The organism is Paraflavitalea sp., from assembly GCF_059502485.1.
This window is the reverse complement of sequence record NZ_JCACET010000010.1, coordinates 103,208-128,759: the sequence shown is the minus strand read 5'-3', so window position 1 is coordinate 128,759 and position 25,552 is coordinate 103,208. Positions and strand designations below refer to the sequence as shown.

General features: G+C 48.4%; 22 protein-coding genes. 13 read left to right on the top strand and 9 right to left on the bottom strand.

Going from position 1 to position 25,552, the window contains the following annotated elements; translation table 11 throughout:
* Positions 1–108 precede the first annotated feature (108 nt).
* On the top strand, positions 109–1,254 hold the full coding sequence (locus tag AC5JBY_RS17745) for a TlpA disulfide reductase family protein (RefSeq protein WP_495905970.1): 1,146 nt from the start codon (positions 109–111) through the stop codon (positions 1,252–1,254).
* Between the two features lie 9 nt (positions 1,255–1,263).
* Positions 1,264–1,944 (top strand): hypothetical protein, encoded by a 681-nt coding sequence (locus AC5JBY_RS17740; RefSeq protein ID WP_495905969.1) that lies wholly within the window; start codon positions 1,264–1,266, stop codon positions 1,942–1,944.
* Positions 1,945–2,029: 85 nt separating this feature from the next.
* Here AC5JBY_RS17740 and AC5JBY_RS17735 read toward each other — a convergent pair whose 3' ends face one another.
* Positions 2,030–4,981 (bottom strand): TonB-dependent receptor domain-containing protein, encoded by a 2,952-nt coding sequence (locus AC5JBY_RS17735; protein WP_495905968.1) that lies wholly within the window; start codon positions 4,979–4,981, stop codon positions 2,030–2,032.
* Between the two features lie 145 nt (positions 4,982–5,126).
* On the opposite strand from AC5JBY_RS17735, the gene AC5JBY_RS17730 reads away from it, so the two are divergent.
* From AC5JBY_RS17730 to AC5JBY_RS17710, 5 genes are all read left to right on the top strand, one after another.
* Entirely contained in the window at positions 5,127–6,053 is a 927-nt protein-coding gene (locus tag AC5JBY_RS17730) for a phosphoribosylaminoimidazolesuccinocarboxamide synthase (RefSeq protein ID WP_495905967.1), read from the top strand.
* Positions 6,054–6,130: 77 nt separating this feature from the next.
* Positions 6,131–7,012 (top strand): SDR family oxidoreductase, encoded by an 882-nt coding sequence (locus tag AC5JBY_RS17725; protein ID WP_495905966.1) that lies wholly within the window; start codon positions 6,131–6,133, stop codon positions 7,010–7,012.
* An 83-nt stretch (positions 7,013–7,095) separates the two neighbouring features.
* Entirely contained in the window at positions 7,096–8,211 is a 1,116-nt protein-coding gene (locus tag AC5JBY_RS17720) for a lactonase family protein (RefSeq protein ID WP_495905965.1), read from the top strand.
* 86 nt (positions 8,212–8,297) lie between these two features.
* Positions 8,298–8,807, top strand: a complete 510-nt coding sequence (locus AC5JBY_RS17715; RefSeq protein ID WP_495905964.1) for a hypothetical protein — start codon at positions 8,298–8,300, stop codon at positions 8,805–8,807.
* Complete coding sequence (locus tag AC5JBY_RS17710; protein ID WP_495905963.1) at positions 8,804–9,361, top strand: hypothetical protein; 558 nt, start codon at positions 8,804–8,806, stop codon at positions 9,359–9,361. Before AC5JBY_RS17715 ends, AC5JBY_RS17710 begins: the two co-directional genes overlap by 4 nt.
* A gap of 108 nt (positions 9,362–9,469) precedes the next feature.
* Here AC5JBY_RS17710 and AC5JBY_RS17705 read toward each other — a convergent pair whose 3' ends face one another.
* Both AC5JBY_RS17705 and trhO read right to left on the bottom strand, forming a co-directional pair.
* A complete protein-coding gene (locus tag AC5JBY_RS17705) occupies positions 9,470–10,252 on the bottom strand; it encodes a LuxR C-terminal-related transcriptional regulator (protein WP_495905962.1) in 783 nt (260 codons plus the stop codon).
* Between the two features lie 69 nt (positions 10,253–10,321).
* The gene (gene trhO / locus AC5JBY_RS17700; protein WP_495905961.1) at positions 10,322–11,353 is read right to left on the bottom strand and encodes an oxygen-dependent tRNA uridine(34) hydroxylase TrhO; all 1,032 of its coding nucleotides are present in this window, start codon (positions 11,351–11,353) and stop codon (positions 10,322–10,324) included.
* Positions 11,354–11,458: 105 nt separating this feature from the next.
* Between trhO and AC5JBY_RS17695 the strand changes: the two genes are divergently transcribed.
* Positions 11,459–12,211: a DUF3667 domain-containing protein gene (locus AC5JBY_RS17695; protein ID WP_495905960.1), complete on the top strand. Its 753-nt coding sequence runs from the start codon at positions 11,459–11,461 to the stop codon at positions 12,209–12,211.
* Positions 12,212–12,423: 212 nt separating this feature from the next.
* Here the strand turns inward: AC5JBY_RS17695 and AC5JBY_RS17690 are convergent, their stop codons facing one another.
* Both AC5JBY_RS17690 and AC5JBY_RS17685 read right to left on the bottom strand, forming a co-directional pair.
* Positions 12,424–14,961 carry a DUF5686 and carboxypeptidase regulatory-like domain-containing protein gene (locus tag AC5JBY_RS17690; RefSeq protein WP_495905959.1) on the bottom strand — a complete coding sequence of 846 codons (2,538 nt, stop codon included), beginning with the start codon at positions 14,959–14,961 and terminating at the stop codon, positions 12,424–12,426.
* Between the two features lie 90 nt (positions 14,962–15,051).
* Positions 15,052–15,759: a Crp/Fnr family transcriptional regulator gene (locus tag AC5JBY_RS17685; protein WP_495905958.1), complete on the bottom strand. Its 708-nt coding sequence runs from the start codon at positions 15,757–15,759 to the stop codon at positions 15,052–15,054.
* Between the two features lie 99 nt (positions 15,760–15,858).
* Between AC5JBY_RS17685 and AC5JBY_RS17680 the strand changes: the two genes are divergently transcribed.
* Positions 15,859–16,470: a class I SAM-dependent methyltransferase gene (locus AC5JBY_RS17680; protein ID WP_495905957.1), complete on the top strand. Its 612-nt coding sequence runs from the start codon at positions 15,859–15,861 to the stop codon at positions 16,468–16,470.
* 137 nt (positions 16,471–16,607) lie between these two features.
* Positions 16,608–16,940, top strand: coding sequence for a DUF983 domain-containing protein (locus tag AC5JBY_RS17675; RefSeq protein ID WP_495905956.1), 333 nt, complete (start codon positions 16,608–16,610; stop codon positions 16,938–16,940).
* Positions 16,941–16,958: 18 nt separating this feature from the next.
* Here AC5JBY_RS17675 and AC5JBY_RS17670 read toward each other — a convergent pair whose 3' ends face one another.
* Both AC5JBY_RS17670 and AC5JBY_RS17665 read right to left on the bottom strand, forming a co-directional pair.
* Complete coding sequence (locus AC5JBY_RS17670) at positions 16,959–17,300, bottom strand: hypothetical protein (RefSeq protein WP_495905955.1); 342 nt, start codon at positions 17,298–17,300, stop codon at positions 16,959–16,961.
* A gap of 16 nt (positions 17,301–17,316) precedes the next feature.
* The gene (locus tag AC5JBY_RS17665) at positions 17,317–19,764 is read right to left on the bottom strand and encodes a penicillin acylase family protein (RefSeq protein WP_495905954.1); all 2,448 of its coding nucleotides are present in this window, start codon (positions 19,762–19,764) and stop codon (positions 17,317–17,319) included.
* 831 nt (positions 19,765–20,595) lie between these two features.
* Here AC5JBY_RS17665 and AC5JBY_RS17660 point away from each other — a divergent pair.
* Entirely contained in the window at positions 20,596–21,063 is a 468-nt protein-coding gene (locus AC5JBY_RS17660) for a cupin domain-containing protein (protein ID WP_495905953.1), read from the top strand.
* Here the strand turns inward: AC5JBY_RS17660 and AC5JBY_RS17655 are convergent.
* Positions 21,051–22,250 (bottom strand): aminotransferase class I/II-fold pyridoxal phosphate-dependent enzyme, encoded by a 1,200-nt coding sequence (locus AC5JBY_RS17655; RefSeq protein ID WP_495905952.1) that lies wholly within the window; start codon positions 22,248–22,250, stop codon positions 21,051–21,053. The genes AC5JBY_RS17660 and AC5JBY_RS17655 overlap by 13 nt on opposite strands.
* Before the next feature lie 24 nt (positions 22,251–22,274).
* On the opposite strand from AC5JBY_RS17655, the gene AC5JBY_RS17650 reads away from it, so the two are divergent.
* On the top strand, positions 22,275–22,880 hold the full coding sequence (locus AC5JBY_RS17650) for a MiaE family protein (RefSeq protein WP_495905951.1): 606 nt from the start codon (positions 22,275–22,277) through the stop codon (positions 22,878–22,880).
* Positions 22,881–22,967: 87 nt separating this feature from the next.
* Here the strand turns inward: AC5JBY_RS17650 and AC5JBY_RS17645 are convergent, their stop codons facing one another.
* Positions 22,968–24,269, bottom strand: coding sequence for a T9SS type A sorting domain-containing protein (locus AC5JBY_RS17645; RefSeq protein ID WP_495905950.1), 1,302 nt, complete (start codon positions 24,267–24,269; stop codon positions 22,968–22,970).
* Between the two features lie 137 nt (positions 24,270–24,406).
* On the opposite strand from AC5JBY_RS17645, the gene recF reads away from it, so the two are divergent.
* Positions 24,407–25,489: a DNA replication/repair protein RecF gene (gene recF / locus AC5JBY_RS17640; RefSeq protein WP_495905949.1), complete on the top strand. Its 1,083-nt coding sequence runs from the start codon at positions 24,407–24,409 to the stop codon at positions 25,487–25,489.
* The last annotated feature ends 63 nt before the right edge of the window (positions 25,490–25,552 follow it).

Genomic DNA, 25,552 nt, shown 5'->3' with positions numbered 1-25,552 from the left:
AGGATGACAGAGATTCTGGACTGGCACCCCCCCCTTCGCATAAGCATCTCTAATATATGTTCATATGGTTCTTTTGCTATAATTTACCTGCCACACACTCATTCAGTTATGCAAATAAGTAAGGTTATAGCAACCACCCTCCTATCGACAGGCTTTTTGCTGGTTCATGCCCAAAACGATAATTCATTTGTATTGAAAGGCACTATCGAGGGCACGAGCGAAGGGCTGATGTATTTGCGTTACATCGATGGGAAAAGTGGCCTTCCCGACAGTGCGGTCATTTCCAATGGCCGCTTTGAGTTCAAAGGCAAAATGGGCATACCTTATCTTACATCCCTGTGGTTGAAAGAAGAGAAACATAACGAGGCGAACATGACCCGTTTTTTTATGCAGCCTGGCGCGATGGAAGTTAAATTGGTGACCGGGGCATTTGAGAAAATAGCCGTTACAGGCTCTGCTGTACAGGACGAATACCGGCAAGCATTGCAATCCAAGGCTAAGGCAGACAAGAAATACAAGTCATTGCTTGATTCCCTGAATGCCACTAAGGATAAGGCCCAAATGGCAAAGCTACGTGAACGACTGCCCCCTTATTTTCAGGAGTGGTACCAGGGGGAGTATGATTTTATCAATGCTCATCCCCAATCACCAGTATCGCTTTTCCTTTTAAATTCTCATTCGATAGACCTTCCTCTTGATACGTTGGCATTTCACTATAATAGGCTGGGTACTGTATTGCAACAGTCATCACAGGCGGCCGGTCTACGGGAGTCTATGGCAAAATTGCTCGCCGGCTCGCCTGGTAGTATAGCCAAAACGTTTTCCTCCAGTGATATCAATGGCGCTAAGCTGAGCCTGGAAGATTATAAAGGCAGGTATGTGCTGCTCGATTTTTGGGGGAGCTGGTGTGCACCTTGCCGAAAAGGCAATCCGCATCTGATAAGCCTGTATAAGAAATATAAAAGTAAGGGTATTGAGTTTATTGGGATTGCTGATGATGATAAAACTGTCGATGCCTGGAAACAAGCAGTGGCAAAGGATAAGATTGGGTTATGGAAGCATATCCTAAATGGTAAAACACCTTTGGCCGATGGAGGTTACGATTCACGTAATGCCTTGTCAACACATTATGGTGTTCATTATTTTCCTACCAAGATATTGATCGATCCATCTGGTAAAATTATCGGCCGTTATGGTGAAGAGCAAGAGCCACTGGATAAACAGCTGGCAGAAATATTTGATTCCCGCAAGTAAAAAGCCCGTATGCTTAAATTGGCATTCATTCTCCTTTTATGTTTACCCCTGTCTTTAGCGGCACGGCAATATGAGAAGCGGCCGCTAACAAAGCAGGATGAGGAAAAGGGAATATATGGCATTTATATACTTCCACATTTTGAGGTGTTTGTTCGACTCACCTTGTACAAGAACCACCGGTTTGAATATCTCAATGAACATATTGGCAGGAGTATCAGTGTAGGAAAATGGACCATGAGTGGCAATGTTATTGTTTTGAATAGTGATATCGACAGTAATAATATTCCTGTTAAGGTTTATTATTTCGATACGGATTCTGCAAAGGCTGCATTTTTACAGCTGCGTGGCTATGTAGCCGACTATCCACCAGTTAACCGTACAAAGTTTCTGATGCTTTTCAACTTAAAGAATGAATCGATTCCGGATGGTATGGCCCGTATCAATAATGACAGCACTTATTGCTTTCCCTATTTTGATACCTGTATAGGTAGTTATAACAGAATTGAAAGAGTCAGGTTTACTTTTGGTGGTAATAATAAAAGTAAATGGATACCAATAGTCCGCCAGGACTTTATGTATATGCTTTGTATAGCACAAGTCGACTTTTTGTTGAGTGAATACATTCCGATCAGAAATTACAGGCTTAAGATATCCGGTAGTAAGTTGAATCAATTAACTAAAATGCGATAAAAAATGCCCACTACTCAGTGGGCATTTTTAGTTAGTTATAAAGGCTTCGTCAACCCTTCGACAAGCTCAGGGCGACATATGAGATTTAGAATACGTTATAAGCAAACGACACATAGTACACACCACCGATATAAGGATTACCCAATGAACTGTAATAGTACTTATTCAACAGGTTGGAAGCGCCAAGCTTCACGATGCTGCGGATCTTTTGGAGCTTATAGCTAACCTGTCCATCGAGTGTGCCGTAAGATGGAACCTTGCCGGCGGCAAATGTACCTTCCCAGTCCATATCATCCTGCCAGCGATATACAAAGTTGAAACCCCAGGGACCTTTGGCAATGCCATCATTGCTCAGGCCGATGTTGAAACGTACTTTGGGTGTGTTGAAGAAGGTGATGAACCCTGCAGGCACATCACGGAGCTGATCGCCCGATACGTTGACCCTGATGTTATAGCCACCTCTTATCTGGTATTCTCCACCTATACCCCAACCATAGGCTTTTACAGCTTCGGTTGAGTTTTCGGCGTAAGAGTAGTTCTCTGTGAGCAGCGGGTTGGCTAAGTTGGTTACCGGTGGAATTGTGGGTCTACCTACAGCCCGGCGGCCAATGAAGTTTTTGTATTCGCAATAATATACATAAGCATCTACCAACAACTTTTTGGTGGGCAGACCGCGATAGCCAAACTCATAAGAGTTGGCTGTTTCCGGCTTCAATGGTTTGAAGGTTGCCTGCTGCAACAATCCGGGATTGGGTGTTCCTGCTGCTACTGATGACCGGAATGCGCCAATGCTTTCGGCGGTATATACCGGATTGGTAGCAAAGTTATAAGCGGCCTGGAACTGTGGTAATGCACCAATCAGTTTAGCACCCGGCACGTTCAGGTTGATGTATTGGTCTTGTGTAGTGGGAAAACGGTAAGCTGTTTGATAAGACAAACGAAGGTTATTGTCATTGGCCACTTTGATCAGGGCCGTTACCCGGGGGGTAAACCTGCCGTCAAAGTTCTCGTTCTTATCGTAACGGCCGGAGGCTGTCAGCTTCAACACATCATTGAACAGTCGCTTCTGCAATTGGACATAGCCACCGTATTCACTGATGTCGATTGGGCTGCTGCTATCCGAGAAGATGGTGCCCTTGGAGTTGAGGTGATAGATGCGGTAGTTGGCGCCCACCATTACTTCCACCACTTTCACATACTCGCTCAGGTTTAGCTGGCCCTCGAAGTGATACAGGGCCGATTTGTCGGCAAATTTGGCGCCGCCTGCTGCCGTTTTATCGTTGATATTGGTGTTCGTGGCAGTTTTGAGGGCGGCATCAAAAGCTGCTGTACCCGGTAATAGCCTTCCCTGTTCGGCTGTAGTCCTTGCTAATCCATGGGCCTGTGCATCAGGAAATATGGGTAAAAAACTGCCTGGAGTAGCTCCTGGAATAATACCGAGCCTGCCTGCTCCGTATGTTCCTGCATATTGCTGGAACCAGGCAGTATTGCCTTTCCAGAGGTTGTTGACCGCAAAGGCTGCTGTGGTAGCAGTATAGGAGTCGCCAGAGTTTTCCTGGGTGGTATAGGCGCGCAGGAACCAGTTTTTAGCTTTTACTTCGGCCTGGTACTGGCCCAGCTTAAAGTTTTTCAGCGAATAGCGGTCGGCCCCGGTGTAAACCGTGGTGCCTGTTCCCCAATAAGCGAGCAAAGAGGCTTCAATACTGGGCGCGATCTTATAATACAGGCCAGCATTCAGTTTAATACTATAGGCGTCATAGTTTACGAGGTCTTTTTCGTCGTAACCAGTACGGCTCACCAGTTGACTACCAAATGTGTTCCTGTAAGGGTTATTGGCCACCGGGCTGGTAGGGATCAAAAATGGAAGTGCTGATGCATAAGGTGCCAAAGCAGGGTTGATGGCAAAGTTAATGGCAATTTGCTGCGGCGACATGTTTGCAGCCAGCATTCCATCTACTGCCGTAAGTATAGCGCCACCGCCGCCGGCAGCCAACTGGCCTCTTGCTACCTGCGCCAGGCTGTTCATGCTTACGCTGGCTTCATCACCATATACATTGATACCATCGTAGTTATTATCAGTGGCACGGGTGCCATCTTTAATAGAGCTCAATACGTTGTTGCGGGCCAGATTGCGGGTGTCGTTGGCCTGCCAGTCTTTGGCAGAGATGAACTGTCCGCCGATCTTGAAGGCCAGCTTATCGCTGATCTTTTTGCCCCAGCGCATGGCCCAGTCATAATAAGGAGCGGCATTGCCCCGTGGACTGTTGATGTGCATGATGCCCTGTTTTACCTGAAAGCTAAGCCCCTGGTATTTGAAAGGATTTTTGCTGGTCATCAGTAAAGTGCCTGTCATCCCACCTGAGCCATACAGAGCCGAAGAAGCGCCTTGCAGCAGCTCCACGTTGTCGATGTCCAGCTCAGTGGGGCCTGTGATGATGCCTACAGAGAAGTTGAGGGCGGGCGCCTGGTTGTCCATTCCATCCACGAGTTGGTTGAAGCGGAGGTTACCACTGCCGTTGAAACCCCGCGTGCTGAGGGTGTTGAAAGTGATACTGGAAGTAACCATGTCCACACCTTTGAAATTGGCTATGCCCTGGTAAAAACTGGGCGCAGCAGAAGCGCGCACGTTGGCAGCGCTCATACGCTCGATGGATACGGGCGATTCCAGTATTCTTTCAGCCACGCGGCTGGCAGATACTACTACTTCAAGACCGAGTACTGAAGCAGGCACAAAGTTTACTTCCACTGCTTCGGTAGCAGTGTTGACGGTTACTTCCTGTGATTCGAACCCGATGGAAGTAAAAACTAGGGTTAAGGGTGGGCGCTGAGTGGTGACGAGTTTAAAGTTGCCCTTTTCATCTGAAAATGTTCCGATCGAAGATCCTTTGATGGCAACAGAGACGGCCGGAACGACATCTTTGTTGGTACTGTTCCGGATCGTTCCGGTAATTGTGTAAGATTGAATTTGAGCAAAAGAGGTGGCAGCAAGCATTAATAAAAAACATAGGATGCCCGCCAGTGATCGGAAGCTTCTCATGATGGCAGTTTTTGTTTATTGATTACTAATCTACGTATTGTAAACATCAACTTAAAATTTAATTTTTAAACAGGTGCTGCTGATATGTTAATATCTCAACCATTCTTTTTTTCTGCCATTTGACGGGCTGCTCTATATTCGCGCCATGAATGCCTATCAATTCCCCGGACAAACAAGGTTTTACAAAGGAAAAGTGAGAGATGTGTACACCATACAGGACGAATGGCTGGTGATGATCGCGTCTGACCGTATATCTGCATTTGATGTAATATTACCCCGACCCATACCCTATAAAGGTCAGGTGTTGAATCAGATTGCTGCTTATATGTTGGAGTCTACCCGTGACATCTGCCCGAATTGGCTGTTGGATGTGCCGGCACCGAATGTATCAATCGGTCAGCGTTGCGAACCTTTCAAGATTGAAATGGTGGTGCGTGGTAACCTCACAGGCCATGCCTGGCGCACTTATTCCAGCGGCAAAAGAACGCTGTGTGGTGTTGCGCTGCCGGAAGGAATGAAGGAGAATGATTATTTCCCCACCCCCATTATTACGCCTTCTACCAAGGCTGAAGCGGGTCACGATGAAGATATTTCCAAAGAAGAGATCATTGCGCAGGGATTGGCTTCAGAAGCTGATTGGAAAATACTGGAGCAATATGCATTGGCATTATTTGCCCGTGGTAAGGAAATTGCTGCCCGTCAGGGATTGATCCTGGTGGATACCAAATATGAGTTTGGCAAATACAAAGGTGCCGTGTACCTGATGGATGAAGTGCATACGCCCGATTCTTCCCGTTATTTTTATGCCGATGGGTTTGAAGAACGTCAGGCCAACGGTGAAAAGCAACAGCAATTGAGCAAAGAGTTTGTGCGCGAATGGCTCATTGCAAACAACTTCATGGGCAAAGAAGGCCAAACGGTGCCTGAAATGAGCGATAGCTGGATCAATACGATCAGCGGCCGCTACATCGAGCTGTATGAAAAAGTGATCGGGCAAAAGTTTGTACCCGAGTTCTGGGATCAGCAAAAGACGAATGATGTTATTGTGAAGGCACTGGAAAAATTGAAATAGACTTATAAAGCTTCAATTCATACAACTTACTCTTTGTGGCGTTGAGGTGCCGGAGTACCTTCGCGCAAATTCATCGCATGCAAAAGATATTGGTGGTAGGCGGTACCGGTATGATTGGTAAGCCAGTGACCTGGGCGCTGATCAATGCTGGGTTTAAGGTGACGATGCTGGCGCGCAATCCGCAAAAGGCGCAGCAGTTGTTTCCTGATGCCACCGTGGTGCCGGGTGATGTATTCGATCCGCTCAGCCTGCTCAAAGCATTCGAGGGACAAGAGGCGGTGTACATTAGTTTAAGTCCACCACGTACTGCGCGCCGCAAAGACCGCCTGCCTGAAAGAGAGGGTATCGAGAACATTATTGCCGCAGCGCAAAAGACGGGCATCAACAGGCTGGTGCTCCTCTCCTCTCTGGTGCAGCATTACAACGGCATGAATGGCTTTCACTGGTGGGTTTTTGATGTGAAGCAGGCTGCCGTGGAGAAGGTGAAAAGGAGCGGCATACCTTACACCATCTTTTATCCGTCTACTTTTATGGAGTGCTTCGATCAATTGCTGATGAAGGGCAACCGGATCATGCTCGCTGGCGATTCCAAAGCGCCCATGCACTTTATAGCGGCTGATGATTATGCACAGCAGGTAGTACGTTCTTTTCAGCAACCGGCTACCATCAATAAAGAGTATCCCGTTCAGGGTCCTGCCGCCTACACCTGGGTGCAAGGCGCCCGCATTTTTATAGAGCATTATGCCAAAGCACCACTAAAGATCTTGAAAGCGCCGCTGGGCGTGTTTAAAGTAATGGGCACACTTGTGCCATTGGTCGATTATGGCGCGAAGATCTCCGAAGCGCTGAATAAATATCCCGAGCAATTTGAAAGCACCGCTACCTGGGATGAGCTGGGGAAACCGCAAGTGACGATTGATGCTTATGCCGACAGGCTGAGCAACCGCGAAGAAGAATAGTTTATTTGTGGATTGTATGGCCAGAACCATGCTGCCCGGCGACCAGATTTCCGTGGCATGATTATATCATGTAATTTCCGGGCATGAAAAAGATGCTCTTCAATCTTCTGATCATGACATTACCGGCTCTTGCCATCAGCCAGGACCATTACCTGCTCATTGGAACTTATACTTCGGGTAAAAGCGAGGGTATCTATGTGTACAAATTCAACAGTGCTACCGGGGAGGCAACCTTCGTCAGTAAGGCGCCTGCCAGTAACCCGAGCTACCTCGTAGTATCAAAAAATAATAAATATGTGTATTCTGTGTTTGAGGATGGTGAAGACAAAGGCAGTGTAGCGGCTTTTTCCTTCGATAAGAAGGCCGGCACCTTGCAATTCCTCAATAAGCAGTCAAGCGGTGGTGACCACCCCTGCTATGTAGACATCGATAAAAGTGGCAAATGGGTAGCCGTGGCCAACTATAGCGGTGGTAATTTCTCCCTGCTGGGCATCAGTCCCGATGGCTGGCTGCGGGCGGCAGAGCGCACCATCAACCATTCCGGCAGCGGTCCCAATAAGGACAGGCAGGAAAAGCCCCATGTGCATTCCACCGTATTCGATCCAAATGACAGCCACCTGCTGGTACAGGACCTGGGCATCGATAAGATCATGGTATATGATTTCGACGCCAAACTGGGCGAGCTGAAAGCGGCTAAGATCCCCTCCTATTCTACTTTGCCCGGCGCTGGTCCACGTCATATCGACTTTCATCCCAACGGCGATTATGTGTACCTCATGGATGAAATGGGCGGTAATGTAACAGCTTATAGTTATAAGAAAGGCAAATTGCAATTCCTGCAAACCATCTCGGCTATCAAGGAAGGCTACAAAGGAGCTGTTGGCAGCGCCGACATCCATGTATCACCCGATGGCAAATTCGTATATGCCTCCAATCGTGGCGATGAAAATGATATCGCCATCTTCGCAGTCGATAAATCAACTGGTAAACTTACACTCAAAGGTCATCAGTCTGTGTTGGGTAAAACACCCCGCAACTTCAGCATCGATCCTACTGGCAAGTTCCTGCTGTCGGCTAATCAGAACAGTGGCGACATCGTGATCTTCAAGCGCGATGCTGCTACCGGTTTACTTACCGAAACTGGTAAGAAGATCGAGCTGGACAAGCCGGTGTGCCTGAAATGGATCCCTGTTAAGTAATGACATGAACTTGTGTTATTGTAGTAGTAGCAAAGTACTATTGTATTGGCCTCGCATAAAGGGGAAGTTTGCAAGTAAAAAGAGACATGCAAACTTCGGGAGAACCGGTGAGGGGCGCGCGCAAAAGACTCGTTTTTACTACCTGGCATTTTATCGTATTCAATGCACTCGCTTTTTATACACTGGGAGCTGGTTTCCTGGAAGCGTTTGTGAATTATCCGCTTTGGCGTATCATCGGAAAGGCCGATGAGTGGCAGGCTTATCACCAGGCTTTGGGGCCTAAGATAGTTGCTGTACTGGTAATTCCCGTTCTGGGGTTATCGCTTGTTTCCAACATTTTATTGCTTTTTTTCAGGCCACCTGCCATTGCCCGATGGCTGGTATGGAGCACGTTATTATTGTTACTGGTAGGCACCTTGTCCAGCTTCTTCATACAGATACCCATTCAAATGCAATTGAGTGAATCGTATAATGAGGTGCTGGTTGACAAGTTAATCGTGTCCAGCTTCTGGTTACGCGAGTTGATGGGCATCATCAGGTGTGGCCTGGTAGCTTATATGGTTTATTGTATCATTAAAAACAGAACGATCGTATGAAAAGATTTGTCATTGCTGCTTTATTGCTGATCACTGCAGGCAGCAGTTTTGCTCAGACTAAAATGGTTGTTATCGGACAGGGAAGTACATTGGATTATACTGTGCATGCACCCAATGGTGACGTGATTGTTAGTACAGTATTGTCTAAAGTGAGTGATGAGGAAGTGCGATTCGACTGGCTCATGCACCAGCTTGCAGGAACGTTCCGGGTACAAAGAGCATCGCTCGACAGTGCCCGCCACGGCTACTGGAACCCACCGGTGGATGGCGAAGATGTAATACTCGACCCCTCTCAAAGTTTATTGCAATTATCGAAAGCCTGCTGGAAGGATATCCAGTTGAACAAGCCTATGGTGTTTGGGTCGACACGCTATCATGTGATCAAAAAGTTTGACCGGTATGAGGTTGGAGGCATCGCTATCGATTGTCTGTATCTCGAATCGACAGATAAGCAAAGCGGTTTATGGATTGCCAACAATGAAAAACTCCCTATGATACTAAAGATCGGTGGTAACCCCGATGGCGTAAGTGTTGAACTGGTCGCAGTACGCTGATGAAGACGAGCAGGGCTGCAACAGTGCCCTCTCCTACCCTGTGAGGCGTTTCTATTTTCCCAGCGGAGTCTCCTGAAAGGGGGGCTCCCGCTTTGGCGGAATAAGCGCTTAATGTTCAACCAGACTTTTGGGATTGAACGACATGGTCCTGTTTAGCAACTCCACTACATTGTTGACCTGGTATTTCTCAAACATCTTGCTGCGGATATTGCGTACGGTGTTGTGGCTGATATGGAGGTGGTGGGCAATTTCTTTGGTGGTAAGGCCTTGTCTGATCAATACGATCAGGTCCTGCTCACGGGGAGATAGCTTCTGCTCCGTTCTGGCCGGATGGCATTCGCCGAGCTTAGTGGTGGTGGTCCCGTTTTGCTTGAATACTTCTACCCGCACGCCTGCAAAGGGCTTTTCATGGGTGATGTCGCGCATCATGCAGAAGTAGACCATGCTGCCATTGGAAAGTAGAAATGCCGCCTTTTCATCATGCATATGAAGATAGTGCCCATTGGCATGTTGCAGGCGGTAGTTGAAAGTGCAGCGTATATGCTGGTGGCCTTTGGGCTCATTTTTCACGATGGACTCGCAATAGCTGAAGCAGGTTTGCAGATGCGCCATGTCGGCGTGGTGGATCAATTCTATCAAGCCTTCGGGCCGGAGGCGCTGTAGTTGTTCCGACATGTGGCCAATGATATCGGAGCAGTTGTTACTTACATAGAAGAAGCTGTTGTGTTGTACCGGGCAGGTCATGATGAGCCACTGCGGGAATATCTTGTGCAGGCTGTACATGGCCGAAACGATCTCATCGTTGTAATCCGGATCTACCTCAAACACCCGCTGGTCAAGGAATGATATGATGCGGTGTGAAACCCTCGACAATAAGGATGACTGCGACATGCTACTGTATATTGATGAAGGTCAAATATCCGCTTTGGCGGCAGCGTAGCCTATCACCGAATGAGGGGATTACTCCAGCCTTGGCCTGAGCCTCGCCCTCGATTTATTGAAGATATTGCTGCCTTTGTCCACGCCCTTGCGCAGTTCTTTTTGTTCTTCCTCAGGCAGATGGATGAAGTCAAGGCAGGCAGTGCTGCAGGTGCCTTCGTATTGTTTGGCACATTCCTCACACTGGATGAAGAGCAGGTGACAGCCTTCGTTGGCGCAGTTGGTGTGGGTATCGGCAGGCTTGCCACACTGGTGGCATTTGGCGATCACATCTTCTGTGATGCGCTCTCCCAGCCTGTCGTCGAATACAAAGTTCTTACCGATGAATTGGCTATCCATGCCCTGCTCCTTCACCTGGCGGGCATAGTTGATGATGCCGCCTTCCAGGTGGAAGACGTTCTTGAAACCATTGTGCAGCATATAGGCACTGGCCTTCTCACAACGAATGCCGCCGGTGCAATACATGATGATGTTCTTATCACGCTGGTCTTGCAGCATGTCTACCGCCATGGGCAGTTGTTCGCGGAAAGTATCGCTGGGCACTTCAATGGCTTTGTCGAAATGCCCTACTTCGTATTCATAGTGATTGCGCATGTCCACCACGATGGTGTCGGGATCTTTCAGCAGCTCGTTCATCTGCTGTGCATTCACATACTTGCCTTTGTTGGCCATATCGAAAGTAGGATCGGTGATGCCGTCGGCCACGATCTTGTCGCGCACTTTTATTTTAAGCACCCAGAATGATTTGCCATCATCGTCTACCGCAATGTTCAGGCGCAGGCCATTCAATGCCGGGATGGAATACAGGTATTGTTGCAGCGCTTCGAAGTTGCCGGCCGGCACGCTGATCTGTGCGTTGATGCCTTCATGGGCCACATAGATGCGGCCAAACACCTTCAGGGTGTGCAATGCTGCATATAGTGTATCGCGAAAAACCTGGGGCTCCGGAATGGGGAAATATTGGTAGAAGGAAATGGTAGTGCGGGGTTCTGTCTCCTGGTATAAACGTTCCTTCAGCTCCTTTTGGGAGACTCTGTTGTGTAATAGTGCCATGGGTAAAATTTTGTGACCGTATGCCTGACAGTCAAAATTTTGAAACGCCGCAAAGATACCACTTTTCCCCCTTATTTTTAAGCTCCCAAACCAACACCCTGTTGCATGAGTATTACCTGTAAGAACTGTCTGCACGACTTCGATGGCAAATATTGTCCCCACTGCGGCCAAAAGGCAGACACGGAGCGGATCACCTACCACTCGCTGGCGCATGAAATACCGCACAGTATTTTCCATGTAGACAAAGGTATCTTCTTTACGATGAAGGAGTTGTTCGTGAGACCGGCAGCCAGCATGCGGGAGTATATGGCTGGCAGACGGGTAAAGCACTTCAAGCCCCTGGCTTATGTATTTATCCTTACCGCAGTGAGCACTTTCGCGGCGCACCTGGTAGATGGCTACCTGCTTAAAAAGGGTGTGGAAAGCACGATCTCTGTCGAACCTTCGCTGCTCAACAAGGTGTTGATCAATACAGGGCATTTCTTCGATAAATACCCCAGCTTCTTCTATTTCTTCATGATTCCCATCATCAGCCTGATCACCTGGCTTTTCTTTCGCAAAAGTGGGTACAACTATTGGGAGAATGTGATCCTGAATACGTACCTCACCGCACAGTTCAATCTGCTATTGCTGGTAGCTTCCTTACTACGCATCTTCAATACCGATAAGGTATCTTATACCCCTTTCCTGATCATTTATTTCACGTATCTCGCATTGGTGTATAGCTTCTTCTTCCGGACAACGTATTCACGCCGCTGGCAACATACGTTTACGATTATCGCCCTGATCGTGGTGGTGTGCTTTGTGTATATCACCGGTCTTTCGTTTGCCGGTATGATGACGCCGTGGTGGTGGTGAGAAAACCGGCGGTCAGAGGTAAGACTTCAGCAGTATGTAAAAAAAAAGGGCCCGAATAGAAATCCAGCCCCGTTTTCAAAATCCAATATCCTATGAAAAACCGATTAGTCTATTTCAATCCGCGTGCCAATCCAGTTTTAAACGGGAAAGGCCGTGCCAGACCCGCCAATCGCTCCCACCCTGGGAACGATTTTCTGAATATGGGAAAATAGCTACTGCGGCAGCTGTATCGCTCCGCCTATTAACCCTCCCAATCCAAGGCGTATGCCCACCTGGCCTTTGTTGCCATTGAGGTAAGAGGCTACCACATCTACCCGCACCAGTTTGAAGATGTTCTCGATACCGCCAAACACTTCCACGTAGTTGTTATTCTTGTTTACAAAGAAGGCATTGCTGCCGCCCACAAGGTGCCAGTTGAGCCTTTTGAACAGCGGGATCTTATTGGTCAGGAATCCATTGAAATGATGTTCGAGGTGCCCCACTGCATAAAATGCGGCAGTAGTGCTATTGTCGTAATAAGGCGCCAGCTGAAAGCTGTTGAGGTACTTGCTGGCAAAGAGCAGCTGGTTGCCGTTGAAGTGACGGTAGTCCTGTATCGGCACTTTATTGTCGTTGATGAAGCCACCAATGCTGAGGCGGTATTTCAGGGCGCCGCGCAGTTTGAAGTTCATATCGTCCCAAACGGAGAAAGACCATTTATCGAAATCCACATCACTGCCCAATGCTTCTATCCCCTTCTTATAGGAAGCCGAGAAAGTGGGATATTTTGAGCCGATGGCCTGTTTGGAGTTCGGATATTGGATGTATCGCTGACCGGGCTGGTATTGCACGGTAACGCCTGCTATCAACGCCTGGTGGCGGATGAACTGGGAACCGATCTTTTCCCAGGGGTAGTTGGGGGTAAATATCTTGTCCTTATCCTTGAAAATGGAATAGTCGGTGGTGTTGTCGATAGGTATCCGGTCTTCATACAGCACATCGCCTGTGATGCGCAGGTCACTGTCGAAACGTTTATTGAAGGTCATCTGACCGAAATAGTTTTCATAGGTCTTCATGTAATTGCGCCTGTTGAACAACGTGTATAAGCTGTTGATGAGCGGTGTAATAGGATTGTCGGGGTTGAACTGGCTCACTCTTTTACCGCCTGATACAGACCATACAGACCGGCTGGTGGTGCCACCGTCTTCTGCCCAGGTAAAGCTGCGTTTCCACCATTGCAAGGTGGCCCAGGCATTGAGGTGCTGGTTGCTGAACCCGTAGCGTATGTTCGGCGTAAAGCTGATCTGTTGTTTCAGCTTGGGGAAAGAACGTTGTATGGTAGCCTGCGCACCTACCACAAGGCCCTCTGCGGTATTGTACTGCACCAGTTGCAGCAAGGGCTTCCAGGTAAACCAGGTAGGTGCTTTGGGGTTGTAGTTATAGCGGGAGAAACCATTGTACAATACTTTCATAGGCGTGATCTTGCCTTGTCTCCTGCGCATGGAGTCGATATGCGCCTTGGTCCACACAGAGTCACGGCGGTATTGGTTCATGCTATCCTTGATCTTGTAATCTTTCGCTTCCTCCAGCTCCAACTGCACCGGACGTATAGAATCCCAATAAGCTTTTGACTTTTTGTTGATAGCCGTATCGTATTTGATCACCACGTTGTTGAAATACTTCTTGTTGAAAGTGGGCGTAGTCTCGTACTTGTTGTACACGTTCAGGAAGTTGCCTACCGCATCGAAGCCAAACAGGTTGAAGGTGAAGTATACTACCTGGTCTTTCGTTTGCCACACATCTTTGGTCACCGGCACATGTATTTGTTTGATGCGCATGGTATCCAGCAATTCCAGTTGCGACTTCTTGGTGAGCGTAAGCTCCAGGCTGTGTATGCGCCAGTCACCTTCGGTGATGTTGATGGTGCCGTTGAACAATGGTTCGAAGTTGCGACGCGCTGTCACCTGTATCTGATTGATCTCTTTGCCATCTTCCCAGAAAGAACCTAAATATTTATAAGCGTAATAGCTGAGTGCTGCATCCGCAATGGGCGATACAAAGCCACGCGGATTCAGCTGGGATGTCAACACATTGACATTGTTGTTGTAGAAGTTGATAAACGTGGGAAAGTTGAAACCATAACCACTGGAGGAGCCACTCTCACGTCCCGACAGCACTTCCAGCTTTACCTTATCGGGCTTTTTGTAAGCGATCTTCGTGAGCGATTCCGACAGGTGTATAATGCCTTTGCCGGTAGAATCTACCCCCATCTCCTGCTTGTCATTGTCTTCGATCTTTTTGCCCAACACCTTTTTGGGCATCTTGCGTGTTTTGACAAGCGTTTTGATATAAGCTTCGCAGGTAAAGGAGTCCAGCGGCGCCAGGTAATCCTTTCGTTTGCGGATGGCATTGCGGATGATCTCATACGCCGGATCTTCGGCATTGGCCTTCACCACCACTTCTTTCATGGTAGTTTGCTGCACATCCAGCTCAAAGTTCAGGGTGAGGTTACCGGCAGTGACGGTAACAGTCTTTTCTGCTTTGGTATAACCTACATACTGACAGGTGATGGTATAAGTGCCGGGAACAAGGTCGAGGAAATAGTTGCCCTGGCTATTGGTGGTGGTACCGAGCGTACTTCCTTTTACAAACACGGAGGCATACGGTAATATTTCGCCTTTTTGGTTTTTTACGGTGCCGGTTATACGGCCGGCCTGCGAACAAATAGAGGATAATAGTAATACGGTTAAAGCGAGTAAGGTTTTGCTCATAGCTGTAGTTGTGTGGCGAAAATAATGGCTTTGTTTACAGACGATGCCCCGCAAGGCATATTTTAGTTAGATTTAACAACCTTTGTCTGCCTATTTGTAATTGGCGATATCGATTAGCGCCACTACGTTTTGTACGATGATCTTCCTGCCTTTTGTTTCGAGGATGCCTGCTTCTTTAAACTCACTAAGTATGCGTACAATGTTTTCGCGCGTGGAGCCTACAAGGTTGGCCAGGTCTTCGCGAGACAGGTTGATCTCAACCGGCATGCCCGGTTGAAAGTCTACTTTGTATTTTTCACGGAGCACTACCAGTTGAAGCGCCAGTCTTTCCCGTACAGTACGTTGGGTAAACAGGGTGAGACTGTTGACCATGACGGCAAATTCATGACTGAGTGTTTTCAACAACCTGCTGCTCAATACAGGGGAACGTTGCAATACTTCGAGGAAGTCTTCTTTGGGGATAAAAACAATAGTGCTGTTTTCAAGCGAGGCGGCAGAGTCAGGATAACGGTCTCCTTCCAATACAGCGTGATAGCCGAGCAACTCGCCGGGGTTGGCTACATAAATGATCTGTTCTCCTCCATCTTTGGTCACTTTATATTTCTTGGCTTTCCCCTTTTTCACATAAAAGATGCCGGAAGGATAAGCGCCTTCCCGGAAGATCACTTCCCCTTTGCCATAGACCTGTTCACTTTGATGGGCTGTGAGTATAGCCAGATCTTCTGCCGGTAAATTGGCCAGGACCGACTGGCTTTTAAAGTTCCATTTATCGATGGGAAAGATGCCACTGATACTCATACTATGTTCGAAGTTACCATATAAAAAATTGACAAATGTCACTTTTTGAGTTGATAAAGATGTATAGCAGCCCTTTGGCATAGCAGGTAATTTTGCAATATGAAGACACCGGCTACTGATTTGCGCGTACGCAGGGCGGTCTGGTTCAGTTCGGATGAGCAGTTTCATCATCTGTATCCATTGGCCATGCAACAATTGGCGCGCAGGCATTGGACCTCTCTGGTCATTGCTGAAATGGTGACTAACTTCCTCTCTCCTTCCCCGGGCGCAAAGGTGTTGGATATTGGCAGTGGCGTGGGCAAGTGCTGCCTTTCCGGCGGCTACCATCATCCTGCCGCTCATTTTTATGGTATCGAGCAGCGCAAGGACCTGGTAGATCATGCCAATGCCGCTAAGAGTATATTGGGACTGACCAACGTACATTTTATACACGGCAATTTTACGCAGCTTGATTTTGCACAGTATGACCATTTTTATTTCTACAATTCCTTTTATGAACATCTTACCGATACGGATAAGATAGATGAGAACATTACTTTTTCTACAGCTCTTTATAATTATTACAACCGTTATCTCTATAAAAAGCTGGATGCAATGCCTGCCGGCACACGGCTGGCCACTTTTCACACGCTGGAAGACAGGGTGCCACCCCGTTATTGCCTGGCCGAATCACATGTAGGTACTTTGCTGAAGTTCTGGATAAAGACGTAAAAACCGTCCGCAGGAGTTGGGTACAAAGGATACAGATTTTTAAAAACAACTACTTACCAATGTCGAAGAAAGACAATAAGCCCGGTTATATAAGGAGCCTCTTATTGCACAAATGTGCCCGTTGCAGAAAGGGCGATATGTTCCAAACGAAAAATTCTTATGACCTGAAGCAGTTCATGAAGATGAATACGCATTGCCCTGTTTGTAGTCAGCACATGGAAATTGAAGTAGGATTTTACTATGGCACCAGCTATGTGAGCTATGCGGTTACCGTAGCCATTTCTGTTGCCACCTTTGTAGCGTGGTGGGTATTGATAGGGTTTTCCGTCCATGACAACCGTTTTTTCTGGTGGCTGGGCATCAATACAGCAGCGCTCATCCTGCTGCAACCCTACCTGATGCGCCTGTCGCGCGCTATATGGTTGTCGTTTTTCGTTAAGTATGATCCTGCCTGGGAAACGACTTCATGATGTTGATGTCTATGCATCTTACTTTTTCCGCACATAGCTTCCGGTAAGTGCGCCAAAACCAGCTACGATAGCGGCCACCAGGGCCGTTACGATAATGAGCAGAATATAAGAACCGCCAACAGGAAATATTTGTGCCATCTTTTGCGAAAGGATATGCTGGTTCTTCATGTCGATCCAGGCAGCCAGTATGCCCCATAAAAGGAATAAACCAAGGAAACCGGAAAGAAAAGACTTCCAGGGCTTTTGGGGAATGAGGGCAGCGACAATGAAGGCTGCCACAGCCAGGCTCCACCAGCCCAGGTACATGCCGGCTGCGAAGCTTAATAAGGCAATCAATAGGATGGAAACAATGAATTTCATTGGTAGTATTTGAGCATTACTTATTAAAGGTCATGGTATATTTTACCTGTGGTGCTTTCGTATCTCCTTCCTCCATTACCCACAAAGCATGGTATTCACCAGCTGCCCACTTGGTTATAAAATTGTCGTAGTATTTGCTGCCGGGATTGCCCTGCTGGCCGCCGGGATAGATGCCCCATGCTTCAGTTTTATCAGTCAGGTGAACGATCATGCGCCAGCTCGGACCATGGAATTGTTTGGTAGCATTGATCACATTGTCGCCGCCACCTGTATTCAGGTGCAGGCGGCCCAGCGGACCCTGGCGCAGCAGGTGACGGATACCGGTATCCTTGAATTTACCCCAGGCCAGTCTGCCTTCTCCGTCGGCCTTTTTCAGTACCGGTATTGCTTTTTTAAAGGCGGTCGTCACTGCATCGGCAATGGTTTCCTTATTAGGCGTTTTGATATTATCGGCTTGTGCAAAAGCGGAAGAATCCCTCAGGACAGCCTCCACCAGCGTATACGATTCAGGGAAGATGACCGGCTTGGGCGCTGCTTCCAGCTCATCGCTCCATACTTCGGCTTCCAGGTTGCTCCACCAGGTAACGAAGATGGGCGCGCCTTTTTCTTCCGTATCCATGCGCAGGTTCCAGGAGCGCAGCACGGCTAAGAAGTTCTTCTCTTCGTTGGTGAGCATGTGTTCCTTGATGTATCGAAGAAGTATGGGCCGGGCTGATTCTGCAAACACATTGTAGTTATCGGTTTGCAGCTGTTTCATATCGTCTACCGTAATGCCGTTCATAGAACGCAGCTGACGATTGATGATAAGACCGCGGTACAGATCATAAGCGCCGCCCATGTAGTAAGGATAGGCCGTATCGGCAGGCAATTGATTGGCGCTGCTTACAAACTCGCTGCCGGGCGCCACGTGTGGGTTTTCAGATTGTGGTATGTTATCCTGCCACATGTAGCTGCTGTCGGTGCCAGGCATGATGAAATCGCCCTGGCGTTGCCATTTGGCGGGGAACTGCCCCTGGTGCCAGATGGCCACTTCGTTATCCTTGCTGGCAAACACAAAGTTTTGCCCGGGACAGCTGAACCCTTTGATAGCCTCCAGGTAATCGGTATATCCTTTGGCCCGGTTGAGCAGGTAAAAAGTATTGAACTCGTTGGAGCCGTCATGTGCTTTCCAGCGCAGGGCAAAGTTGGTAGAGGCAGTGGCGCGTCCAAAGCCATCAAAAGAAGCATCGTATTGCACGGGGCCGAAGATGGTATAGGACACGGTGTCGAAAATACTCGGACTGCCTTTCACTTTGATCTCTTCCACTTTCATGTCTGCCGGTTTCCAGGCGCTATCGAACCAGTATTCGTTGCGGGATTCATCTTTAAAGCGGATGGCATAATAGTCTTTCACGTCGCGGGTGCCATTGGTAACGCCCCAGGCAATATGATCATTGAAGCCAATGATGATAGCCGGAGAACCGGGGAAGCTAACGCCATAGGCATTACTTTCCGGGGTATGCAGTTGCATTTCGTACCAGAGGGATGGTAATGACAATCCAAGGTGAGGGTCATTACACAAAATGGGGCGTCCGCTCTGTGTCTTTTGTCCACTCACCGCCCAGTTATTACTGCCATTGTCTTTATCCGGTTTTTGAAGCAGCGTGATGGCGGCACTGTCTTTCCATTGGAAATACAGGGAGTCGGCAGAAGCAGGCGCTACGGGGTGAACGGTTGGTGGAGCAAATGCAGTGCCCCTGGGAACAATAGGACTCAGCGAATCCTGTGTAAAGGGATAGAACTTATTGAAGAGCTCTTTGCTCAGTACCGCTTTGGCGTTGGTATATTCAATATCGTTCTCTGAGCCGGTGAGGTCATAGCTCATGTATTTCAGGAACAGCGCTGTTTTGAGGTTGCTCCAATGCTCGGGCCGGTAATTCAGCAGGCGGTATTCCAATGGAAGGCTGCTGGCAGTGAGTTGATCGATGTAAGCGTTTACACCTGCCGTGTAGGCATCCAGTGCTTTTTTAGTGGAGGTGTCGCTTTCCATCACCTGCAGAGAGTTGTTAGCAGCGTATACCATGCCGAGGCGGCGCATATTGCGGTCGAAGCTAAGGATCAGATTGTCTTCCCCCTTCCCTATTATTTCGCTCAACCTGCCTGCTGCTGCATGCGTTTGAAATTCCATCTGCCACAACCTGAACTTTGCATGCAGGTAACCCTGTATCCTATACAGGTCTTCATCATTCTGGGCAAAAACGTGGGGCACCAGCCGGTCGTCGAAGTAAACCGACGCTTTCTCTTTCAGTTGCGGCAGGCGCAAGGTGGTATTGTAGTCCAGGTCGGTGGGCTCGGCATTCTGCCAGAAGCCTTCCTGGGGACTCAGGAAACTGCCCAATGGGGGGATGCTTCCCAAGGACATACTTAAGACAACGACCAATCCTATGGTCACTGCAGCGGATATCAGAAAGGGGACAATTCTCATACTACCGGAAGGGGTTTAAAGAAATCGATTTAAAAGTAACACGAACTGGTAATACCACAAAATTGTATTGTGCGGCAAGCATTTAGCGCGCAATTTTACACCAGAGTTTGAGGGAACATTTAAACAGTCGTCGTTTTTAACCGAACGCCTTTATGAAACTGGGTGGCTCATCTGTCATCGAAAACCGGTCCTTCGGGACCGGTTTTTAAAACAACACTTTCCAACGTTTTTTACTCAAATCGGTCATAGGTTGCTAAATCCGTCGTTAAATTGAACCGGCCCCGTAAGGCCGGTTTTTTGTTCTTCAGTCGTCAGCGTTCCCGCCGCATGGCGGGATGACGCCTATTTACAAGCCTCTGGCTTGTGACTGCAAATCGCTCACTCCGAGCTGTATAGCCCCCACACTTGTTATTATAATTTATACGTTTTAGTGTTTGCATTATTAATGTTGGTATTTTATCTTGCATATAAATCCAATTTTCCAATCCTAAATCCGCTTTTGTATGAAGAAGAAATCTACCGCCATCAACATGTTCCGTCTTAAAAAATTAGCTGGTGTAACACTCGTATGCTGCCTCTTCGTGGTAGGCCTCGTGATGTAAGACCGGTCTTTACTACAACATTTACTGTCCGTGCAATGTCCGGCTTTTGATCATAAAGCCGGGATGTGATTTCTTTTGCTGCCCTTCATCCCGGGGCAGTTTATAGCAAGCTTTTCTACAGCACCCAACTTGAGTGATGTGCCTTAATTGGCAGCGTGTGGAGTATTGCCTGAAATGTCGTAACTTTTAGGTAGTTCTTTCCATATTCCTCACCTCAAATTGTTTTGCTATGAAAAGATCAGCTTGTCATGCCATGGCATTGTTACTGATTCCATGGCTGGCCTGTAAAGATCAGGCCGAACCAGAACATGCAAAACTATCTGCTCCCCCTCCCGCCGATGTAGCAGCGATGATCCTTCCGCCTGCCCTGGATACCACTTTGCCCAGCGGGCGCCGGAATGTTTACCTGGCCGGTATGCGCAACCAGCACGGTTTCTTTGTAGAGCGCAGCACTTTTCCTCCGGGCTATAAAGGCCTGCCCCACATTCACAACGGCGATATCTATGTAACCATCATCAGTGGATCTGTTCGTATTGGCATGAGCGACAGGTATGATACCACAGCCAAAGTACCGGTGTATGGCCCCGGCAGCTTTATCATCATCAAAGCCGACCAGCCACACTATGAGTGGTTCACGGAAGAATGCACGATGCAGATCGAGGGCATAGGGCCCAATGAAACGTTTTATGTGAAGTGAGGTTCTTTCGAGAGCACTTCCTGGAGTTTCTTTATTTCTTCCATCGTATTGAACGCATGCACCACGATCCTTAACCTTTCACTCCCCTTTGGCACCGTAGGATATAAGATGGGACGTACATCGAGTTGCGCCGACTGTAGCCGGCGGGCGATCTCTTTTACCTTGTCGTTGCCGGGAATGATGACCACTTGTATGGGAGTAATAGAGGGCAGTTTCTCAAATACCAGCGGCGTTTGCTGAAAATACTGTATCAGTTGATGCAGGTGATCCCTTTCGGCCCGCATGGAAGGAAAAAGATGATAGGCTGCCTGTATGGCGGCCACACTGCTTTCGGGCAGAGCCGTTGTATAAATGAATGCCCGGGAAAAGTTGATGAGATAGTTGCGCAGGGTTTCGCTGCCGAGTATCACTGCGCCGTGACAACCTACTGCTTTGCCAAAAGTATGGATACGGGCAAAGCAGGCATCCTGCAATCCCAGCTGTTGCACCAGCCCCTCTCCCCGGTCCCCTACCACGCCGGTGGCGTGCGCTTCATCTACGATGAGGTGTGCCTCATATTGCCGGCACAGTTGCACCATCGCTTCGAGCGGCGCCATATCCCCATCCATCGAGAATACCGATTCTGTGACCACGAATATAGTGCCGGTAGCAGTCTGTAGTCTTTTTTCCAGCGCATCGAGGTCGTTGTGAGCAAATGCGAAGGATTGGGCAAAGCTGAGGCGGATGCCATCGCGCAGGGAGGCATGACTGAGGGAGTCATAGATAATAGTATCGCCCCGCTGCGGCACGCTGCTCAGCAGGCCAAGGTTGGCATCGTAGCCCGAATTGAACAACAGGGCGGCCGGTGCCGCATGGAAGGCGGCCAGCGCTTGTTCTGCCTGTTCTGCCCGGCCATAATTGCCAGCCAGCAGGCGCGAGCCGCCGGAACCGTGTTTAAAGGATAGCTTCGAGAGCGCTATATACTGCTCGATCAGTCCGTGGTGTATCAATCCTAGGTAGTCATTGGAGCAGAAATCTGTTTTACTATCCGGCAGCCGCAGCTCCCGGAAAGCCTGGGCCGCTTTGCGCTCATCGAGTTTTTTATGGAGGAAGTCGTCGTTCATCGGTAGCGCCTGTATTCGTTTGGGAAGGGCTATTTGAGCCGGTAAAGATAAAGGCTTCCTGTTGTTGGGCAGCTCATGGCTCATCGCTTTTTTCCTAACTTGCGGCCTATGGAAACGAATGACGTAAAGAATATCCTCGGTCTCCACCTGCCTACGGATCCGCGCTGGGTAAACCTGGCGGAGATTTCCCTGGAGGATATCCTGACCGACCATGCATATTGTGAGCAAAAAGCGGCCACCAGCTGCATCTCCCTGATCCAGCGATACAGTGAAAAGGAGAAACTGGTACGTGAGCTTTCGCCCATTGTCACCGAGGAATGGGGACACTTCAGGCTGGTGCTGGCCGAACTGGATAAGCGCAAGCTGAAACTCGGCAGACAGCGGAAGGATGCATATGTGAACGCGTTGATGGACTTTCAAAAGAAAGACGGCCATCAGGATGACCGTTTCCTTGACAAACTACTCATATTTGCCCTCATAGAAGCCCGCAGCTGCGAACGCTTCAAACGGTTGAGTGAAGGATTGGATGATGCCTACCTGCGCAATTTCTACCGCCGTTTCATGGAAAGCGAAGCAGGGCATTATCACCTGTTCATCGAATTGGCTGAAACCTATATCGACAAAGCGCTGGTGCGTAAACGCTGGCAGGAATGGCTGACGTACGAAGCAGATGTCATGAACAAATTGGAAGTACGCGGCGACCGCATGCATTGATGCAGGCAAAGAAGAAGGCCGTCTTCCCGTCAAGACGACCTCCTTGTGTTATCATGCTGCCAACTGGCGTACCATGTAAGAGAGTAATTATTGCTGCACGATGATCCTTTCTGTTTGAATAAGTTTATTCTCTTTGTCATAGATCGAAACAAGGTAAGCGCCATTCGCAATATGGCCCAGGGTAACACGGGCTGTATGCTGGAAGGCTATCTTGTCCAATACAATTTTGCCACTCAGGTCCCGCACTACAGCACTTTTGGTTTCGGTTGATTTGCCCGCATTAGGCGTAATGGTTAGTTCTCTGCCCGCAGGATTGGGGAAAACCGAATAAGGTTTGCTGGCAGTTCCTGTTACGGTCATCGCGTTGACCAGCGTGCGCAATTCATTAAGTTGTTGTTCCAGTGTACTTACTTTCGCTTCCAATTGAGCAATCGTGCTATGGGGTTTACCGGCTACTTTTTCACCCGGTTGGTCGCAGGGGCTCACAAATACGTTACCGAGCGCATCTATTACCAGCGGACAGCCATCACCTGCCGGCAGGTTCTCAAAACGTACGGTGCCATTTACGTGCAGGTTGGCCGTGGGTGGCACAGGTGGGTTGCCATTAAAAAGATTGATCCCTACCCTGCCGCTATCGTCCAGCAGCAATACATTGGCATAAGAATCATAGACCTGGCCTCCCAAACCCCTGGACAACGCATTGAAGCGGAGAAAATAAGAAGTGTTGCCCGGAAATATGCCATACTGCATTTCATAGCCTGGATGCATCATGGTATGCGGGTCGATATATTTAGAATATCCAAGTGCTACGGATGCCCCGCCAGCCGTAGACATATCGTTGGTTGATGCTGTGGAATAGATGCCAAACTTATGATCGCCATCTCTTTCAAACACTTCACCTTCATAGGGAAATCCCATCGAGCCAGGATTATTGTCGCTGATCACATGCAATCGTACCTGGGGAGTGGAAGTGCCTATGCCTGTGAAACCATTGGGCAATATGGTAGCCTGTTCCACATTGTTGGTCCTCAATACAAGCCTATTGTAATCAGTAGTGCCCAGGAAATGGGTAGATGGATTGGTGCCTGCATTGCCAGTGAGCAACCAACTGTTCCCTCCGCCCAGCGTGGCTGCGTTTCGCCAGAATAATACCCCATTGCTATCCTGCGTAAGCACCCTGTTGAAAGTATTGTTGTTGGTAATGCCAGCCAGCCGCACACTGCCGGTGGTGTGAAACTGGGCGCTGGGTGCATTGGTCCCGATACCAACGTTGAGGGGCGTAAGTTGTAGGGAATCGTTGAGGGCATACAAAGAGGGGCGCTTGCCCATCCAACCCTGCCCATAACCGGCTGTTGCGTACAGCAAAAAAATGAAGACGATCTTTTTCATATTAATGAAGGTTTGTTGAGGCGGTAAGTACGCATTAAGTTGAAGCATGAGCAATGATGAGTTTATAAGTGCAACGATTTGGCTGGTAAGTGTATCGATTTGGGCAATAAGTGTGATGGCTGTCTTATCTTGCAGCCTTGCTAAAGCTGGATTCCATATCGCTGGTTCAATTCAAGAATTACCCACAGGCCTCATTCTCTTTCAATGACCGCGTTGTAGGTATTGCCGGCAATAACGGGATTGGCAAAACCAACCTGCTCGACGCTATCTATTACTGCTGTTTTACCAAGAGCTATTTCGCCCGTTCCGATGGACAGAATGTATTGAAGGGCGCCGCTGGTTTCCGCATCGAAGCACACTTTACCCTACATGGCGAGCCGTTGAAAGTGGTTTGCATACTACGCGAAACCGGTAAGAAAGAATTTCTCCTCAACGATGAGCCTTACGAAAAGTTTGCCCACCATATCGGCAAATTCCCCTGCGTGATCATTGCGCCCGATGATATACAGATCATCACCGGTGGCAGCGAAGAGCGGCGGCGTTTCCTGGATGCGCTGTTGTGTCAGCTGGACGCTACCTACCTGCTACACCTGATAGATTACAACAGGGTACTGCAACAACGCAACAGCTTTCTGAAATCGCTGGCCGAAAGAAGGCTCTCCGATACCAGTCTGCTCGATGTGTATGATCAGCAGTTGGTACATTATGGTAGCTATGTGCATGAGAAAAGGAAAACATTTCTGCACAGCTTTATTCCGGCAGTAAGAAAATTCTACCGGCAGATTGCTGGAGTAGACGAGCAGTTGGATATTATCTATGAAAGCCAGCTATTGCAATATTCCTTCCCTGATCTGTTTTTCCGATTTCGGGAAAAAGACATCCTGCTGCAAAGAACGACCAGTGGTATTCACAAAGATGATCTCGATATCCAATTGCAGCAACAAACTTTTAAAAGCATCGCTTCCCAAGGGCAACGGAAAAGTCTCTTGTTTGCCCTCAAACTCGCTGAGTTTGAAGCATTAAAGACGGCCAAAGGATTTGCGCCACTTTTACTCCTCGATGATGTGTTCGAGAAGCTGGACGAACAGCGCATGCACAATTTGCTCCGGGAAGTTTGCGTCGAAAATGCCGGGCAATTATTTATCACCGACACGCATGAAGAACGTATTCGCAAACATTTTGGCCAGCTCATCGGCACCTACCAGGTTATTTGCCTTTAATCAATTGCACTTACCGAAATGAAAAAGTAGTTTTACCCATCCAACAATGATGATTAAAACGTA

Bases quoted from the DNA above. Each gene is read 5' to 3' on its own strand.
- AC5JBY_RS17745 (WP_495905970.1), top strand. From the start codon at position 109: ATGCAAATAAGTAAGGTTATAGCAACCACCCTCCTATCGACAGGCTTT.
- AC5JBY_RS17740 (WP_495905969.1), top strand. From the start codon at position 1,264: ATGCTTAAATTGGCATTCATTCTCCTTTTATGTTTACCCCTGTCTTTA.
- AC5JBY_RS17735 (WP_495905968.1), bottom strand. From the start codon at position 4,981: ATGAGAAGCTTCCGATCACTGGCGGGCATCCTATGTTTTTTATTAATG.
- AC5JBY_RS17730 (WP_495905967.1), top strand. From the start codon at position 5,127: ATGAATGCCTATCAATTCCCCGGACAAACAAGGTTTTACAAAGGAAAA.
- AC5JBY_RS17725 (WP_495905966.1), top strand. From the start codon at position 6,131: ATGCAAAAGATATTGGTGGTAGGCGGTACCGGTATGATTGGTAAGCCA.
- AC5JBY_RS17720 (WP_495905965.1), top strand. From the start codon at position 7,096: ATGAAAAAGATGCTCTTCAATCTTCTGATCATGACATTACCGGCTCTT.
- AC5JBY_RS17715 (WP_495905964.1), top strand. From the start codon at position 8,298: ATGCAAACTTCGGGAGAACCGGTGAGGGGCGCGCGCAAAAGACTCGTT.
- AC5JBY_RS17710 (WP_495905963.1), top strand. From the start codon at position 8,804: ATGAAAAGATTTGTCATTGCTGCTTTATTGCTGATCACTGCAGGCAGC.
- AC5JBY_RS17705 (WP_495905962.1), bottom strand. From the start codon at position 10,252: ATGTCGCAGTCATCCTTATTGTCGAGGGTTTCACACCGCATCATATCA.
- trhO (WP_495905961.1), bottom strand. From the start codon at position 11,353: ATGGCACTATTACACAACAGAGTCTCCCAAAAGGAGCTGAAGGAACGT.
- AC5JBY_RS17695 (WP_495905960.1), top strand. From the start codon at position 11,459: ATGAGTATTACCTGTAAGAACTGTCTGCACGACTTCGATGGCAAATAT.
- AC5JBY_RS17690 (WP_495905959.1), bottom strand. From the start codon at position 14,961: ATGAGCAAAACCTTACTCGCTTTAACCGTATTACTATTATCCTCTATT.
- AC5JBY_RS17685 (WP_495905958.1), bottom strand. From the start codon at position 15,759: ATGAGTATCAGTGGCATCTTTCCCATCGATAAATGGAACTTTAAAAGC.
- AC5JBY_RS17680 (WP_495905957.1), top strand. From the start codon at position 15,859: ATGAAGACACCGGCTACTGATTTGCGCGTACGCAGGGCGGTCTGGTTC.
- AC5JBY_RS17675 (WP_495905956.1), top strand. From the start codon at position 16,608: ATGTTCCAAACGAAAAATTCTTATGACCTGAAGCAGTTCATGAAGATG.
- AC5JBY_RS17670 (WP_495905955.1), bottom strand. From the start codon at position 17,300: ATGAAATTCATTGTTTCCATCCTATTGATTGCCTTATTAAGCTTCGCA.
- AC5JBY_RS17665 (WP_495905954.1), bottom strand. From the start codon at position 19,764: ATGAGAATTGTCCCCTTTCTGATATCCGCTGCAGTGACCATAGGATTG.
- AC5JBY_RS17660 (WP_495905953.1), top strand. From the start codon at position 20,596: ATGAAAAGATCAGCTTGTCATGCCATGGCATTGTTACTGATTCCATGG.
- AC5JBY_RS17655 (WP_495905952.1), bottom strand. From the start codon at position 22,250: ATGAGCCATGAGCTGCCCAACAACAGGAAGCCTTTATCTTTACCGGCT.
- AC5JBY_RS17650 (WP_495905951.1), top strand. From the start codon at position 22,275: ATGGAAACGAATGACGTAAAGAATATCCTCGGTCTCCACCTGCCTACG.
- AC5JBY_RS17645 (WP_495905950.1), bottom strand. From the start codon at position 24,269: ATGAAAAAGATCGTCTTCATTTTTTTGCTGTACGCAACAGCCGGTTAT.